This is a genomic window from Spiroplasma sp. TIUS-1, assembly GCF_010365785.1.
In the GTDB taxonomy this organism is placed as follows: domain Bacteria; phylum Bacillota_I; class Bacilli_A; order Mycoplasmatales; family Mycoplasmataceae; genus TIUS-1.
This window is the reverse complement of sequence record NZ_CP048387.1, coordinates 159,487-177,894: the sequence shown is the minus strand read 5'-3', so window position 1 is coordinate 177,894 and position 18,408 is coordinate 159,487. Positions and strand designations below refer to the sequence as shown.

The 18,408-nt window shown below is 27.4% G+C and carries 12 protein-coding genes; 2 read left to right on the top strand and 10 right to left on the bottom strand.

The window, feature by feature from the left end; all coding sequences use genetic code 4:
* Positions 1-8: 8 nt before the first annotated feature.
* The 3 genes from STIUS_RS00845 to tkt form a co-directional block, all read right to left on the bottom strand.
* Positions 9-701 (bottom strand): hypothetical protein, encoded by a 693-nt coding sequence (locus tag STIUS_RS00845; RefSeq protein WP_162649379.1) that lies wholly within the window; start codon positions 699-701, stop codon positions 9-11.
* Between the two features lie 72 nt (positions 702-773).
* Positions 774-1,175 carry a tRNA (adenosine(37)-N6)-threonylcarbamoyltransferase complex ATPase subunit type 1 TsaE gene (gene tsaE / locus STIUS_RS00840; protein ID WP_162649378.1) on the bottom strand — a complete coding sequence of 134 codons (402 nt, stop codon included), beginning with the start codon at positions 1,173-1,175 and terminating at the stop codon, positions 774-776.
* 75 nt (positions 1,176-1,250) lie between these two features.
* Positions 1,251-3,212, bottom strand: coding sequence for a transketolase (gene tkt, locus STIUS_RS00835; RefSeq protein WP_162649377.1), 1,962 nt, complete (start codon positions 3,210-3,212; stop codon positions 1,251-1,253).
* Positions 3,213-3,482: 270 nt separating this feature from the next.
* Here tkt and STIUS_RS00830 point away from each other — a divergent pair, with 270 nt between their 5' ends.
* Positions 3,483-4,370 (top strand): ABC transporter ATP-binding protein, encoded by an 888-nt coding sequence (locus STIUS_RS00830; RefSeq protein WP_162649376.1) that lies wholly within the window; start codon positions 3,483-3,485, stop codon positions 4,368-4,370.
* The gene (locus STIUS_RS00825; RefSeq protein WP_162649375.1) at positions 4,363-5,142 is read left to right on the top strand and encodes an ABC transporter permease subunit; all 780 of its coding nucleotides are present in this window, start codon (positions 4,363-4,365) and stop codon (positions 5,140-5,142) included. Before STIUS_RS00830 ends, STIUS_RS00825 begins: the two co-directional genes overlap by 8 nt.
* A 29-nt stretch (positions 5,143-5,171) precedes the next feature.
* Here STIUS_RS00825 and STIUS_RS00820 read toward each other — a convergent pair whose 3' ends face one another.
* The 7 genes from STIUS_RS00820 to gpmI all read right to left on the bottom strand — a co-directional run bounded on the left by STIUS_RS00820 (position 5,172) and on the right by gpmI (position 18,402).
* Positions 5,172-6,776 carry a CTP synthase gene (locus STIUS_RS00820; protein ID WP_162649373.1) on the bottom strand — a complete coding sequence of 535 codons (1,605 nt, stop codon included), beginning with the start codon at positions 6,774-6,776 and terminating at the stop codon, positions 5,172-5,174.
* Between the two features lie 185 nt (positions 6,777-6,961).
* The gene (locus STIUS_RS00815; RefSeq protein ID WP_162649371.1) at positions 6,962-8,554 is read right to left on the bottom strand and encodes an ABC transporter ATP-binding protein/permease; all 1,593 of its coding nucleotides are present in this window, start codon (positions 8,552-8,554) and stop codon (positions 6,962-6,964) included.
* A 67-nt stretch (positions 8,555-8,621) separates the two neighbouring features.
* Positions 8,622-12,971, bottom strand: a complete 4,350-nt coding sequence (locus tag STIUS_RS00810) for an FtsX-like permease family protein (protein ID WP_162649370.1) — start codon at positions 12,969-12,971, stop codon at positions 8,622-8,624.
* A gap of 129 nt (positions 12,972-13,100) precedes the next feature.
* Positions 13,101-15,428, bottom strand: coding sequence for a hypothetical protein (locus tag STIUS_RS00805; protein ID WP_162649369.1), 2,328 nt, complete (start codon positions 15,426-15,428; stop codon positions 13,101-13,103).
* A gap of 140 nt (positions 15,429-15,568) precedes the next feature.
* Positions 15,569-16,318: a hypothetical protein gene (locus tag STIUS_RS00800; RefSeq protein WP_162649368.1), complete on the bottom strand. Its 750-nt coding sequence runs from the start codon at positions 16,316-16,318 to the stop codon at positions 15,569-15,571.
* An 8-nt stretch (positions 16,319-16,326) separates the two neighbouring features.
* Positions 16,327-16,782: a hypothetical protein gene (locus tag STIUS_RS00795; RefSeq protein WP_162649367.1), complete on the bottom strand. Its 456-nt coding sequence runs from the start codon at positions 16,780-16,782 to the stop codon at positions 16,327-16,329.
* Positions 16,783-16,815: 33 nt separating this feature from the next.
* Positions 16,816-18,402, bottom strand: coding sequence for a 2,3-bisphosphoglycerate-independent phosphoglycerate mutase (gene gpmI, locus STIUS_RS00790; RefSeq protein ID WP_162650030.1), 1,587 nt, complete (start codon positions 18,400-18,402; stop codon positions 16,816-16,818).
* Positions 18,403-18,408 lie beyond the last annotated feature (6 nt).

Below are 18,408 nucleotides of genomic sequence, written 5' to 3'. Positions count from 1 at the left end.
ATTAAAAATTACACTTGTGGAGGTGTTTGAGATTTTTTATTTTCCTTTAATTTTTCACTAAACATAGTTGTTACTACAAGTTCTTCCATATCATTTGAAATATGAAAAACCTTGATAAATAATAAATAGTTATCAGTATCTATTAATTTTGCAACATCTTCGATAACTTCATAATTATTTAGTCATTTTGAAAAAGATAACATAACATTTTTATCTTTGGCATTCTTTTTATTAATCTGTAATTTCAACATTATGCTGAATGCAAAATAAATTGAAAATAAAATAACAAATCCTAATGAGACAATAAAAGAAGAAAAAAATAAGTATTTAAACGAAGGTTTATCTATTATTGAAGTAATTCAAACTTTATTGTTTGTTTCAATAAATAATACAAAAAATTTTGCAGAAATTAATGTTGTAAATATTACAAATAATCAAAGAGTCAAAATTATTTTTTTATATGCATGTAGTTTATTAATGTTGGATATTTTCATTATTCTTTTTGTTTTATACAAACTAAAAATGATAACCTTTATCAAGGCAACGTTTAGAGCTACAAGAACAACAAATGATAAAATCATTGATTGATAATTTATTTGTTGTGAGATAAATGATATTTTATCAATAGCGAAAAACATAAAAAGAATAGCAATAACAACTACTATAATATCTTCAATTTTTTTAGTGAATCTACTTAACATATCAACTTATCCAATTTTATTAATTTTACTTTAATGTGATAAAAAAAGCACTTAATTATTATTTGAACACAATTATTTTTTAATTTTAAAATCTCTATTATATTCATCAATTACTAAAATATTAATTTCAATTACTTTACCATACTTAGAAAAATCTATTCCTAAATTATTTGGCCATTCTATTATGTTTATTGCTCCTTCAAAAGTTTCTAAAAACATATCAATTTCATCAGTTTTTTTTAATCTATAAGCATCCATATGATTAATTACGTAATTAGATGTTTTATATTGATTCAAAATATTAAATGATGGTGACGTAACATTTTCAGTTACTCCCAACTCTTTAATCAATTGTTTAGTGAAAGTGGTCTTGCCTGCTCCCAAATCGCCATTTAAGAGTACAAATGTATTACCTTCTAATTCTTTCATTAAATCTTTAGCAATTTTATTTAATTGTTCTAGTTTAACTATCATGACGACTCCATTAAAAATATTATATATATCTAAAAAATAAAAACACAAGATTGAACTTGTGTTTTAGTAATATTATTATTTTCAGTTTTTAATTCTTGACACAATTTTACTTGGCTCAAATCCGTAATCTGCTAATACAATTGCACCATCTGCTGACTTACCAAATGTATTAACTGTAATCATTAATCCATTTCTACCAGTAAATTTATGTCAACCAAATGATGACCCTGCTTCAACAACAATATATTTGTCGTGCTTTACAGGTAATATTGATTCTTGATATTTAACATCTTGAGATTCGAATAGCTCGACACAAGGCATTGAAACAACTCGTACAGATTTCTTTTCAGTTTCCATTAATTTTGCTGTTTCAATTGTTAATTCTACTTCACTTCCAGTTGAAATGAATATTAGATCTGGTTTTTTACCTTTTGTTTCATAAACAATATATCCACCTTTAGCAACTGATTCTGCTGAAGATCCTTCTAATTGTTTTAAATCTTGTCTACAAAAGATAAGTGTTGAAGGATTTTCTGTTAAGTTATAAGCTGCCACATATGAACCAATTGTTTCATTCATATCTGCTGGTCTAAAGTTAAATAAGTTTGGCATTGCTCTCAATGAAGCTAAATGTTCAACTGGTTCATGAGTTGGACCATCAAATCCTACTGCAATTGAATCATGAGTTAATATATGCATTGCAGGCAATTTTGCAATAGCTCCAAGTCTGATTGCATTTCTCATATAATCAGAGAACACTAAGAAAGTTGAATCGAAGGCCTTTAATCCACCATGTTCTTGAATACCATTTGTAATAGCGGCCATTCCAAATTCACGTACACCAAATAAGATATTATTTCCAGTTGGAGTTTCACTATTAAATTCACCCATAAAACCTTGGGCTTTTGTAGCTGAAGATAAGTCAGCACAACCACCAAGCATATTACCTGTTAATTCTTGTAATTTTTTAAGAACTTTACCACTAGATGTTCTTGTAGCTTCTTTGTTTGAATGTTTTAATTCTTTAAACTCATCAACTTTAACTGTTTTGTGTTCAAAAATTTCTTTATATTCTTTTGAAAATTTTTCTTTATACTCTAATTCAATTTTTGATCATTTCTCAAAAGCTGTCTCTCCACGTTTGTTAAAATTTTCTTCTCACATTTTTTTAACATCAACGTTAACTGTAAATGGTTCTTCTTTGTAATTAAATTTTTCTCGTAGTGATTGAACAGCTTCTTCAGAAAATGGAGCACCATGCATTGCTGGTGTACCTTGTTTTTCATGTCCAAATCCAATAATTGTTTTACACTCAACAAGTGTTGGTTTATTAGATTTTTTAGCGTCAGCTATAGCTTTATCAACTGATTCTAAATTAAATCCATCTTTAACAAAAATGTAATTTCAGTTTTGAGCTTCACATCATTTTTTTAAATCTATTTTTTGTACTTTGTTAACTTTAGTGTCCAATTGAACATCGTTTGAGTCATATAAAACAATTAGTTTTTCTAATTTTTGTAAACCTGCAATTTGCATTGTTTCAGATACAATACCTTCTTGTAAATCACCATCTCCACAAATTACGTAAGTGTGGTGATCAAATAATGGAAGTCCTGGTTTATTGTATTTAGCAGCTAAATGTTTTTCAGCCATTGCTGATCCAACAGCCATTGCAAACCCTTGACCCAGTGGTCCAGTTGAAGCATCAACACCGTCAGTTAGGTGTGACTCAGGATGTCCAGGTGTTAATGAATCTAAAGTTCTAAATTTCATTAAGTCAGATTTTTTTATATTGAACCCTGCTATATGTAGTAGTGAGTATAGCAAAGCACTCCCATGTCCAGCAGATAAAATTAATCTATCTCTATTTATTCACTTTGGATTAGATGGTACTGCATTGAAATGATTCAAGTACAACTCATGAACTAATGGAGCTGCAGACATAACCATTCCTGGATGTCCCGATTTTGCATTAGTTACTTGCTCTACACCAATCATCCTTAAGTTTGTTAAAGAATATTCTTTTAAATTTTTCATTTCTTCTTCCTCTTTAGCCCCACATTTTAGTGAAACATTAACTTTATTATAACATTGAAATCTTTTAACTTATTTAACCCATAGTGTAGTTTATTTTTATTTAACAGGAATTTTTTTAATACAATTTGGGAAAATTTTTATCTTGTACTGAATAGGTAATATCACATGATAAATTTAAAAAATATCAGCCATATATTTATATGTTTTTACTATTTATACTTTTTTTTTTTTTTTGTTTTATAGTGTATTATTATGAAAAGGAAAAAATAGATGAATATTATTACAGTAAATAATTTAACAAAAGTATATAAAAATAACTATGGTATTCACGATATAAATATCAGAGTTGAACAAGGAGCAACCTTTGGTTTCTTGGGCCCTAACGGTGCTGGTAAATCTACAACTATTAGACATCTTATGGGTTATATAAAAGCAGATAAAGGATCTGTTGAAATGTTTGGAATCAACGCTTGAAAAGATTCACATTTAGTTCAACCAAAAATTGGATACTTACCTGGAGAGATTACATTTCCAGAACAAACAAATGGATTAGATTATATTAAAATGATTTTTTCATTAAGGGAACAAACAAATTGAGAATATGTTGAAGAGTTAATTCAATACTGACAATTTAACCCTGACATTAAAATCAAGAAAATGTCAAAAGGAATGAAACAGAAAGTTGCACTTGTTATTGCATTTATGCACAATCCTGAATTATTAATATTAGACGAACCAACAACTGGTTTAGATCCATTAATGCAACAAAAATTCATTGACTTAATTATTTCACAAAAAGCAAAAGGCACAACTATATTTATTAGTTCTCACATATTTGCAGAAATTGAAAAAACATGTGATCAAATAGCTATTGTTAAAAGTGGAAAAATTGTTTCAGACTTTATATTACAAAAATTAATCGATTTAAGCGATAAGAGATATGTTGTTAAATTTAAAGGTAAGGCAATTGATTCGCCTTTCTTACGTGAAAAATTAAGTGAAAATACAGCTAGATACAAAGTTCCATACGATGAAGTTGAAAACTTTTTTTCAAGTATTAAGAAAGTAGATTTTATTAGTTTAAAAGAAATTCCCTTCTCTTTAGAAAAATACTTCATGGACTTCTATGATAAGAATAAGGAGGTTGCAAATGTTTAGTTTTAAAATTTATAAAAATACAATCAAACAGATGTGAAAATTTTGAAGTGTAATAACTATTGGAGTTATAGCACTTACAATTATTATGTTAGTTATGTTTGCAGACAAAGGTGGTTCTACAGCGCAAGGACCTGAAGGACCTATGAACCTTTATGAATTTGTTCTACCACAATCTTATTTTGGAGCTACAGGAATTGGATATCAATTGCCAATAATATTTATCATTATTATTGGTAACAGAATACTTGCAGCAGAAGTTGAAAAAGGATATTTGAGTTATTTGCTTTCTTCACCTCTTTCAAGAAATAAAATTGTAACTTCTAAGCTATTGGCTTTTATATCTTCAGTATTGGTTTATTCTTTATTAACTACTATAGTTGGGGTAATCACTTTAGCTTCGACAAACGAAAGTGGAATGATTAATTTTTGATTAGTTAATTCATTAGGTTTAGGATTATTATTATTAACTGCAGCTGGTATTTCATTCTTATTTTCTGCAATATTTAACAAAGGTGCTTTATCTTTATTAGTTACAAGTACAATTTTAGGTGTTTCAATTATTTTTGGAATGTTCGGTATGCTGTTTGAAGAAACAATTCCAGCACTAGCAAACTTAAAATACATTTCGCTAAATATTTTATTTGATACTTCATTTATTGATGCAGATAAAGTTGGAACATGAATTGGTCAATACCTTGCAATGATTGCTGGTTCAATTGGTTTATTCTTTGGAGCTGTAATATATTTCAAAAATAAAGACTTACCTTTATAAAAATAAAAAAACGAATTAGATTCGTTTTTTTATTTTTTAGAAATAACTGCTTTTATAAATCCATTAAACATCGGATTTGGTTTTGACAATCTTGATGTAAATTCTGGGTGGTATTGTGATGCTAAGAAAAATGGATGATCCGTAATTTCAATTAGTTCAACTAAATCACCTTTTTTATATATACCTGAAATTTTCATTCCAGCTTTTTCAAATTCATCTCTGTATTTATTATTGAATTCATATCTATGTCTATGTCTTTCAACCGCTTTTGATCCATAAATTTTTTCAGCTAATGTACCCTTAATGATTGTAGTTTCATATTCACCTAAACGAAGTGTTCCCCCTAGTTGATCTTTATTATTACCTTCAATTAAATGAATCACTTGATTTTCTGATTCAGGGTTAAACTCAGATGAATTTGCATCTAAATAGCCTAGAACATTTCTGGCAAATTCAATTGTTGCAACTTGCATACCAAGACAAATTCCTAAATATGGTATTTTATTTATTCTTGCATATTTAGCAGCTAAAATTTTACCTTCAACCCCATTTATTCCAAAACCACCTGGAACCAAAATACCATCACTGTCTTTTAGTTCTTTTTCAATATTCGTTTCAGTCAAAGTTCTGGAATTAACTCAATTAATTTTAACTTTTGTATTATTTCAAATACCTGCGATTTTTAATGATTCGCTTACAGAAAGGTATGCATCTTGTAAAGCAATATATTTTCCAACAATTGAAATTTTAACTTCATTTGTTGCATTATGTTTTTTTTCACTTGCTTCAATTCAAGCCTTTAAGTTTGGTTTCAATTTAACATCTAATTTATCTGCAATAACATCATGAATATTTTGTTTATATAAAGCTAAGGGCACGTCATAAATTGAAGACTGGTTATCTCCAATAATTACTTGATTCGGTTTTAGATTACATAAGTTTGATATTTTTTTTATCACATTTGGTGGTACAACTTCATTTACATCAGAACGTGCAATTAAGATATCAGGTTGAATTCCATGTGACAACATTTCTTTCACTGAATGTTGTATAGGTTTTGTTTTAAATTCTCCAGTTACATTCACATAAGTTAATAGTGCAACATGCACAAATAATGTATCTTTTTCAGGTAACCTATTTTGAATTTGTCTTATGGCCTCAATGAATGGTTGTGATTCGATATCTCCAATTGTTCCACCAATTTCTACGATCACAAAATCAACTTCATTATTACTTGAACAATCATATATTTTTTCAATTATTTTTTCTGTAATATGAGGAATTGTTTGAACAGTTTGCCCTTTGTAAACACCTTTTCTTTCGTTATTTAAAACCTCTCAATAAATTTTACCTGCTGAATAAGAAGATGTTTTAGATAAATTTGTATCTATAAATCTTTCATAATGGCCTAAATCTAAATCAGTTTCACCACCATCAGCTGTAACATAAACTTCACCGTGTTCAACTGGATTCATTGTACCTGGATCCATGTTTAAATAAGGATCAAGTTTTTGCATGAAAACTGATTTTCCAGATGATTTTAAAATAGCACCAATTGAACTACCAGCAATTCCCTTACCTAAACCAGAAACAACTCCACCTGTTATAAAAATGTATTTTGTTTGTTTTCCCATATTTATCCTTCTCTATTAAGTCTAAATTATAGCATGATTTTTTATCATAAAATATCTTCAAAATATAATGAGTTAACAAAATTATTTGCAAAGTTTTTAAATTAATTAGCTTTGTTTATTAGAATAAAAAAATCTGCATATTTTTTTAAAAGTGCAGATTTATTTTTTAAAATATAAATTTTTTATTATGATTCTCATTTCATTTTTCTAGATGATACGAAAGAATAAACACAAATTAATACAATTGCTAATCCTACATATAATCCCATTAGTCAGTCAAAATTAAATTCAACAGTAGAATTACCCATTATTGTATCTCCACTCGATCATGCTTTGTTAAATGGTTCTAAACAATATTTAAACACATTTATATATGTAGCATATTTAAGAACATCTGATCCTTCAATCATTGATGTTGGTAAAAAAGATCCAGATAAGAATGCAACAGGCATATAAATAACATTTGACACTGCAATATATGTTGTTGTAGATTTAAAAATTGAAGCCAACATCATACCTAAACTTATTGCTGAAATTAATATTAATAATAAGAATAATAATGAAGGTCCAGTTAGGTTTGCTCAAGCAATTGATCATCCCATATCTCCTCACCCAAACATTAATGCACCCATTAATAATGTTCAAAGAAACCCTAGAATCATTATTAATATTCCAGTTAAGTTAACTGTTAGTACAAAAACAAATGGTTTTATGTTTGTAGCTCCGATTCTTTTCATAAGCACACTATTTTTAAAATCAAGAATTGTTTGAGGAATAATAAATATTCCACAAGCTATAATTTGCATTGCTGCTAACGCTCCAATTATTCCATGAATTGTTCCCTCTCCACCAATATTTTGAAATGCAAAACCTTGCAAGAATAATAAAATTATAGGAAATATAAACACAAAGAACGGTACAGCTCCACCTTTTAAATAATATTTAAATAGTAATTTAGACAAAGGAATATTTTTTCCTTTAATTCTTTCATCATTAATAATTCTGTCAACTTTATTTTTTTTAATTTGTTTTTGTTGTTCAGATATTAATGCTTCTCTTTCTAAATTAGATTTAGATTTGTGGATTGCAAATTTTTCTCAAGTATAGTTGTGTACTGATCCATATTTTTTAACAATATCAGCTACTAATCCTTCTTCAATTATTACACCTTCGTGGATATATACGAATCTCTCACAAAGTTCTTCAACCTCACTCATCATATGAGTAACTAATATTAAGGCCTTATCTTTTTCTACAATTTGTTCTTTAATATGTTTAAATATTTCACTTCTAACTTCAATGTCAAGGCCTGTTGAAACTTCATCTAAAATAACCAAATCTGGATTGTGAATTAAACTCAATAATATATTTAATCTTTGTTGTTGACCACCAGACAGTGAAACGATAAATTTATTTTTAAAATCTGATATTTGATATGTTTTTAATAATAAATCTAATTCAGATTCTTTCATTGGAATTGAGAACGTTTCTAAATAATATTTCAACATATCTATAACTGTAATTCCAACAGGATACTTTGATTCTTGAAACTGTAATCCAATTACCATCTCCTCTTGCTTTGTAACAGATCCACTAGTAGCTTTTCTTATTCCACCTATTATTTCTGAAACAGTTGACTTACCAGAACCGTTCGCTCCAATTATTCCAATTCTGTCACCAGGATTGATTGTTAAACTCACACCTTTTAGAGCTTCTTTATCTTTATATTTTTTTACAACGTTATTTATAACGACTAAAGGTTTATTCTTATCTATCATTTTGCCTCCAAAATTTGTTATTCCCTTAATCTTAACAATAAAAAAAATAATTTTTTCAAATTATTTTTTAATCTCCCATTATTTTTGATAAAGAAACCCTTTTCATTGATTCAAATATTGCAAAATAAGTTATTAAATATATTATTATTCCTACAATAAATACAATCGGTATAATTCATCATGAAATTATGAATGGAACACTCACTTCAGCCGCTAATAAGGCGTTTGGTAAGGTTACTCCTAGTATTATGCTGTATGCCACTAGAGGTATAATTATACCCAATATTGCAACGGGCAAGAATATTGACATAATGATTGCATTAATCTCACCTTTTCTATAACCTTGAAGTCTCATGAACCCAATAAATATTTTAAACTTACCAACAAATATATCAGTAATATTGTAAAGAGTTATTATTGCAACAATCAAGAATATAACTACAAAAATAATTGAAATAGAATAACTACTTACAATCATGTTAATAAATGCTTCTTTTTCTTTTGAAACATAATCAACTTTACCGACTGATTCGATTAGTGAATCATCTAAATTTGATGTAGCATTATTTCCTAATTCTGTTGTCATCATCATTCTTTTAATTTGGTCGTTTATGTTATTCTCTCTACTCATTTTTGAATTAGATCAAATATTTATTTCACGTCCATCAAATAATTCTACTGAATCTGATGGATTTCTTAGACCGAGAATTTTATTTGCATCAACTTGATTCATTAAAATACGCTGTCTATCATAAATCCTTTCGGCACCTGCCACAACCAATGTCAGTTCTGAGATTTTTTCATAATCAGTTTTTACTGTAAACAACTTATTAGCTAAACTAAGATTTAATAAATTATTTGTTCCACCTTTTGACATTAAATCAATTAGTTGAGCAGAATCTAGGTCTACTAATTCTCCAGATTCATTTGCTAGTCTAATATCATAAGGACTGATGATAATACTTTTATCATCTTCTTTTATTATATTGTCCATATAAACTTTAACTGGTTTTTCATTTAATGAATTAACATATTTTTCATAATCTTCTTTAGTTTTATCAAAAGATTTTTTTAACTCTTTGTCATTTTCAATTATAGTTTTGTCAATCTTTAATTTAATATTTTGCATCAATTTATATGATTTATCTGCTTTTGCAATATCTTCACTATATGTCAATTTCGATAAATCAAATTCTTTTGAATTTATATCAGTAGATTCCCCTTCATAATATATTCTAAATTTATCTTCAGAATTATCAATTGTATTTAAATCTAAGAATTTTCTATTAAATTTCATTTCAATTTCAGAACCAATATCAAATCCTCGTTTAAAAATTTGATCACTTACTAAAACGTTTATTTTCTCACCATCACCTGTGGGTTTTGAAATTAAGTTTGAATGTTTCAAGTCAATTGAACGTTGATCATTTGCTACACCCACAACATTAACATCCTTGAAAACTCTGCTTGTTGATTTGTTTTCTATTGTGCTAACAAAACCTGTATATAAATCATCTTTTTTATCAATTGGGATTGAGCCAAAATTAAACATAAAGTTTTTGAAACTTTCTTCGTCATTGTTTCAGTCTTCTTTAATTGTTGACGGTAAAATGTTGTTTGACATTTCTTTTATACAATAGCTATATGTAGATTCATAATTTGAACCGATTCCAGAAATTGGTGATTGTCCAAACAATGAAGGCAATGCCACACATGCTAAGTTTTCTATTTGCTTTGTAACGGGTTTACTTGAACCATTTATTTGTTTATCAATATTAGCCATTCTATCTAATAACTTGATATTTATATTTGCTCCTTTAAATGTCATAAGTGAATTTGCAAATGCATTATCAAAAATTGATGAATATTGTTCAGAATCAAAGAAGTCTTTATAATCATCTTTTCAACTACCATCTTCATTAGTTACTTCAAAAATATTTTTTGGTCCTTCATTAACATATTTACTATTATTACTATTAAATTTATATGCAAAAGGGTTGTTATTATAAATAGATGTTGGGTTATTATCAAAGAATGAATATCTTGTAATTGGAACATTGTCAATTGTTCCTGTATAAGAATAATTATTTTCCATTTTTACAGGTTTATAGTACTCGTTTTTAACGTTATTTAAAGTTGTTGGTACAACTAATCCTGCAGTTAATATTGTTATTGAAATTAATATAGTAATAAAGAATAATGAAATATCTCTAATTGAAGTTCCAATCAAAGCAACACGTAACTTTGAAGATGTTGTTTTTGGTTTAAATATTTTTGCAAATAAAGATGATATAGTTGTTGAGTTTTTTGAGTACTTTGGTTCCATTAAAGAAAGTGCGCTTTCTTTAATTGTTGAATAAGCTATAAATCATACTAATGCAATTATTATTCCCAAAACCACAAAAAACTCAACTAAAAATAATTCTCAATCATAGTTAATGCTATTTTCAATATTAAAATATACCGAAAAAATATTTAATATTGGTATCTGAGCAAAAACACCAAGAATTCAACAAATTGGTACGATTATGAAAATTGGGAGAGCCATAAATGAAACAAATGAAAATATTAATTTTGATTTTCTATAACCCAATGCTTTTAGTGTTGCTATTTGTTTTCTTTGAGAATTCAATATTTTATTGAAAATGTTATATACAACAAAAACAATTACCGCAATCATAACTACACCTACTAATATTGAAATAAATATATAGATGTCAATTACCTGTTTTAATAATGTCTGTCTTTTGTTTATAAAACTAGTTTCACCATAATCTTGAACAATAACATTATTTGATACTTTTATATTTTCATTATTATTTGTTTCTAATAACTTAGCTGATATGTCACCCAAGGCAGAGGATTTGTCGGCCATATACAATTTATACATTTCAATATTTTCTAACATGTTATGTTTAACAGGATTCTTACTTCTTAAAAATATTCTTGAAACATCTTGAAATTTATTATTATTGACAACTGGTTTTGAAATTTTTGTATTTCTATTAAATAGGTTTTTGTAGTCATATGAATTAATATAAAAAATTGCTTGACTTAATTGATTAGGAATTAAGTCTTCTTCATATATTGTTGGATATAAATTCCTTGCATCAACACCATATCCATCTAACCTAAATTTGATACCACCAAGTCCAGGAATTATTGAAATATCATCTCCAACTTTTCAACTTTTTGCTCGACCATAACTTTGAGAGGAAACAAATGTACTAGATCCAAATAAACTATCTTCTTTTGAACTTAAATTTCGCTTTTCAAAAAGAGTTAAATTTAAATCATCATATTGTTTACCTTGTTCATTTTGAAATGCAGAAATTATTCTAAATTTTTCACCCAATTCATTTCACATAACAACTTGTCGAGTAATATCTAAATCAAATTCTGTAAGTTGAGCTACCATCAAATAATAGCTTGTATAAAATCCTTCGTTTTTTAATATTTTATCTCCAATCTTATAAATTGGTTTGTTGTTTATGGCTGATGTAAAGTTATTAGTTGACTCAAAGTCTTTTACTAAATAGCTACCTTGTGTTTCTAAAGAGTTATCAATATCATTGTATTTAATTTCATAACTTTCACCACTTGCCGAAAAGTCACCCTCTTCAGATTTTCCTAAAACATATCTTCCATTTTCAATAAATCCATATGTTTTATTATTCAAATACTCTTCAATGTTATTTACACCTTTATCAATTTGTCTTAAAATATCATTTTTTACAACGTTGGTAATACTTGAATTGTTTAGATAAAACATATATTCATAAATTAAATTAGCAGTTTTTTCCTGTTCAACATTGTATTCATTTGAACGAAGATTGAATTTTGAATATAGTTGCCCTATTAATGATCTGTTAAAGTATTCTGAATTAAAGTTAAATTTATATAAAAGACCAAATTTTCCACTTCTTACAACTTTATTTATTTCTTCTTGTGATGCATTAAAAACATAATCACTTTCATAAATTTGTGTTCCATCACTTTTTTTTGCAAATGATTTTTCTCTTTGATTAGGCTCGTCAATAATAGAATCAAGATCTCCAAAATTAAAGTTTATGATTTTTTTATTCTTAGTTAGATAGACTATGTTTGACTCATATGTGTTTCTTTCATTTTCACTAGTTGCTACTTTAAAATCGCCTTCCGAAAAACCAAGTAATGCTGATTGATGTTCATTTAATTTTTCTTCAGAATTTTTATTTGGATCTTGAAAAGAAATATAATTATATTTTCTACCACTTTTATCAGATTCAGTGGTATCAATATTAAATGCAAATCATGGAGAAAGTGTTTGTGTATCATTTGCTGAATAGTTAGAAGTAGTCATTTTGTATGAAAAATCATGTTTAAAAGATTTTTTTGTTATTTCATTATTTTGAGAAATCAATATTGATAAGGACATTCCCAGCATTGAAGTAAAAACAATAATTAGACACATTAAAAAAATATATATCCCAAATTGAATATAATCTTTAAATATTTGTCTAACATTATTTTTGAAAAGCTTTAGCAAAATTATTTTCCTTTATTTTTAATACATATTGTAGAACTCTTGTCCTTCATCATTAAATGCTCTTATTGATGTGATAACTCACATTTGTTCGTCTGGATTTCTTGAAACATTTTTTCATATTACTTCATATGAATGTTTTACAGGAACATACGCCCCATAATTTTCTTCTGTGCCTTTCAAATAACCATTATAATTTCCAAGTCCATCATATTTGATTAAATCTGAATCCTTAATTTTTAATTGTTCTTTACCTAGTACTTGACCAGACTTTTTATCAAAATTAAAATTATTATTTTTATTGATAATGTCTTTATTTTCTGGGGCTTTAATTTGATAAGGGTTAAAATCTTTTGGCACAATTACTTTTTGAGTTTGTTTACCAGCATTTGAAGTTGGATCACCATTACCATTGTAAGAAAGGGTAAATTTCATTTCTCCATTTAATGCTTTTTCATTATTTGTATTTATCTGTACATTATTAATATCTCAATATTCATCATCAGTTATATACTTAAATACATTTTCGTGCATTTCTTCAACTGTATTACTTACTGCATTTTTGAATGTATTTAATATTTTTCTAATTGGACTATCTTCTCTTCCATATTCTTTGTAACCAGAATAAAACTGGTCCAGCATTGAACCTTCTATTAAAGCGTTTGAACTTGTTTCAAACCCCAAATCACTTAAGAATGAATCTCTAGCTGCATTTTTCATAGTGATAAATGATAAAGTACTATTGCCATCTGAATTTTCAATTTCTAGAGCTTTTTCTTTTGCTTTTTCAATTACACCGAGTCCATCTTCAGAATAATCTTTTATTAACACTTTAAATATTCCAGAAACAACTTTTATTGATTCAATGCCACCTATTCCAGTTTCTACATTCATAGCATCACTTCAAACATCATCTTTAATATAACTATTTATGAACATTTTATATCCAGATACTAAATCACTTCCATTTTTAAATAGTTTTTCGTAGACCTCTTTTTTATCTAAAAGACCCTCTTCATAATTGAAAACAATTTTATCTAGTAGATTTACTACTAATTGAGCTTGGTCAACTTTGAAGTTCTTTTTTAAATTTACATAAGGTGTGCCACTATAAAAAGGTTCAACTCCATTTGCAGCTACAATTTCTTTGTCCGCTTGGAGCCAATCATAATTTTTCCCATTTTTAGCAACCTTTGAAACACCGTTTCACAATTCAAAAATAATTTTAGATCCAATTGCTCTATCATCAGACAATGATCCTAAAAAATCATTTGATATATTAAATACTGGCAAAATAATATCTATAAAAGACATCATATTATTTATACCCATTTTAGTTGAGTTAATATTTTCAAAAAGTGTAGAAACTTGTGCAATGTGTGAACTCACATTTGCTTCTCCTGCAGTAAATGATAATAATTTTCCAGTAGATCCAAACTGTAAAATTTCTTCTCCATTTTTACTATTTGTGATATCCATTAACTTATTTGGTTCAGTTGACTTTGATTTTTCCACTTTTAAATTATTAGACTTTATTTTATTATTACCTTCCGGAGACTTTAGAATACCAGGAAATGCAGTTGCAGATTTTAAACCATTACTAGTTACTGAATTATAATAAAGATAACCTCCAGCGTTAGTTCCAACAGATTTCTCTGCCTTTGTTTTTGGACCTGAAGACCCAGCAACTAACCCAGAGTAATCACCATCATAACCATTGTCTAAAAGATAATTTGTAAGTGCACCATTATCTTGAATTCCTCAAGAAAGTTGTCTCCTATAGAAAGAATCTAAATCATCACCTTGTGGTAAATTTGTATTCTTTCCAAAACCATTATAAAAACCTAAAGCAGAATTTTTTTCTCTAAATTTATTGCTTGCCCCATCTTCACTGTAGGCTTCATCAAATGCACCATTAACAATAAAATTATTATAAAAGTCATCATCCATCATGCCCATTATGTAACTTGCATATACTCCACGATAATCTCCATTATCATATGAATTAAAATGTGGGGCTAAATAACTTTTATACTTACTTATATCATTTGCAGGATTTATAACTTTTCCTTTGTAGTCATATAACATTGGTAAAAATTGTGCACTATTCATTGGAGTTAAAATGCTTGATAATATTTCATTAACATTAAAATTTAAATTTTCATGTCTTGAAGATAAAATAAGACGAGACATAAATTGCGCCCCCTCTATCATTCCTAATTGTTTTGTTGTAAATTTTTCTTTTGAAAGTCCTGTATTTTTATCGTTACTGTTTGTACATGCAACAATTAAAATTGGAGTTTGAATAGTTAAAAATAAAGTTGTTAAAGATAATAGAAGTTTTTTCATATTAACACCTTATAAATTTCATTAATTTTATTTTTTTAATTAAATCCTTATTAATCATTATGACAAAAAAAAAAAAAATACAATTCTGAAAATGTTTATTAAAAAAATAAATAGATTTTTTTTAATAAAAAAACACTATTTTAAATAGTGTTTTCTTTTTGTTTTTTTTCTCCATAAACAGCACCATACATTCCTGATTCCCAAGCGTCGGTTACTTCATTCATGAAATAACATAGATATAATTTATTTTTTTTATAATCAAAAATAATTTTCATTCTTCCTTCAAAATTTCTTAACTTTGGGTTCTCTAATTTAGATTCCATTGTGATCTCTTGAATATAATTTAAATCCAATTTTAATAAATGATGTTTTTTGCTAATCATGAAGTTATGACTAATCATTTTTCCTACAGCCATATCATGTTCGTTTTTGATACCAGTAACCTGTCTTGTAAAAAAATTTTGCTCAAGCTCAAATACATCTGAATAATAATGAACATCTTTAAATTGACCTTTATTTGCAATTACATAATCATAATTTTCTTTTGAAATTAATTTCATTTTTCTATTGAAATCATTATCATCAATACAATCACTTCTTAATCAAACTAATTGATTATTTTCCAATCATTTTTTTAATTTAGTAATATGTCTATTTTTTATATATGCAATAAAAGGAGTAATAACACAAACTGAAATTAGTAAAGTAATCATAACTGAACTAAGTATAATGGCTAAATTGGATCAATTAGACAATCCGGCATCGTGTAGTCAAAGTTCATTAATTATAATTTCAACAGTTATTGGTAATCCGATATGAAGCATTAATTCATATATGCTATCTAAAATACTTTCTTTTCTATATTTTTTATATGTAATCTGTTTATCCACTTTAACCCTTAATTTAATTTATAAGTTTTACTTTCACGTTTATAAATTACTATTTTATTATCTAAAATTTCATTAAATTTATATATACCAAAGAAGTGGTATCCTGGTTCATGTAGTTTATCTTGATAATTCACAAACACAACAAGTTTAATGTTTTCTTCAATATATTTATCAGTAGTCTTTTTAATATTTTGAGTTGTGTTGTAATGATAAATGTTATCATCGTTTTCTTCTAAGTAAATTGAATACCCTGATTTTATGTCCTTTTCTTTCTTTTGTTTATTACTCAAATTGACAAATCAAATTTTATATTCAGAATCAATTTTATAAGTTCCTGTTAATTTTGATATACCATTTTCATCTGAAAATAGAGCGCTAACAATATCGGCAATAACTCGGTATTGCACATTATCATCAACAGATATTTCTTTTTTATCTTTTATTTCTTTTATTGAATTACTCATAAGCTCCTTGAAAATAAAAATAGAAGTGACCTTCTATTTTACAATTAATGATGGTTGTGTCATTTCCTCTGGAATTTCCACACCTAGTATGTCTAAGATTGTTGGAGCAACATCTGCAATAGCTGCATCTTTTTCTCTTAGTTTTATATTTTTATCAGTAATTATAATTGGTACTTGTTGAGAAGTATGTTTCTTATTAGGCCCACCTTCAGCATCAATCATAATTTCAGCATTACCATGGTCTGCTGTAATTAACATTGTTCCATTGTTTGCTTGAGCTGCATTATAAACGCGCTCTAATTGTTTATCTAAAGTTGATACTGCCTTCTTAGTCGCAGCTAAATCACCAGTGTGTCCAACCATATCACAGTTTGCATAGTTTAAGACAATTAAGTCATATTTTTGACTTTCGATTTCTTCAATTAATTTATCTGTAATTTCAACAGCAGACATTTCTGGTTTTAAATCATAAGTGGCAACTTTTGGAGACATAATTAAATCTAATCCTGCGTGGGGTAAAGTAATTTCATTTGGTTTAGCTAAACCATTTTTAAAGTAATCTTTTCCACCATCAAAGAAAAATGTTACGTGTGCAATTTTTTCAGTTTCAGCAATTCTTAATTGACTCATTCCTTTAGAACTCAATCATTCACCTAATCCGTTAATAACTTCAATTGGTAAGAATGCTACATGTTTTGAGGTTACTGAGTCTGAGTATTTCATCATTGACACAAAGTGGATCTTATCACCTAAGAATTTTTCATCTTTAAATGCAGGATCTTTTCATCCAATGAAATCTTTATTTGTAACAATAGATGCCATTTGGATTGCACGATCTGGTCTAAAGTTTGCAAATATTACTGCGTCACCTTCTTTAATATAACCATTTGATGCTGCTTTGTTATATGCAGGAATGATCCCTTCATCATCTTTTCCAGCATCATATTGTGACTGAATGTAATCGGCTGAATTTGTGAAACTTTCTTTAATAGTTCTTTGAGTTAAAGCATTGTATGCAGCAGCAGTTCTTTCAAATCTTTTATCTCTATCCATTGCATAGAAACGTCCTGAAATAGATCCCACTTTACCAACACCTAATTTAACAAATAATTCTTCTAAGTCCTTTAAATAATTTAAAGCAACTTTTGGTTTTGTGTCTCTTCCATCTGTAAATAAATGTACATAAATTTCCTTAACACCTTTATTTGCGGCAGCCTTGATTGTTTCAAAAATGTGATTCATATGAGCATGAACTCCACCATCTGAGAATAATCCCATAATATGTAGAGCTGAATTATTTTTCATAACTAAATCAAATGATTCATTTAATGCAGCATTATCTTTGAATGTATTATTTTCAATTTCGTTATTAATTAAAGATAGTGATTCAAATTTAATTCTACCTGCTCCCAAATGAATATGACCCACTTCTGAGTTACCCATTTGCCCAACTGGTAATCCCACTCATCTTCCAGCAGCGTGCGCAGGAACTCATGGATATTCTTTTTTTAATTTATCAACAAAAGGCATACCAGCTTGTGTTACTGCATTACCTTTGTTATTTTCGCTTAATCCTCAACCATCTAAGATAGTTAAAATTACTTGTTTTTTTGACATAATATATCT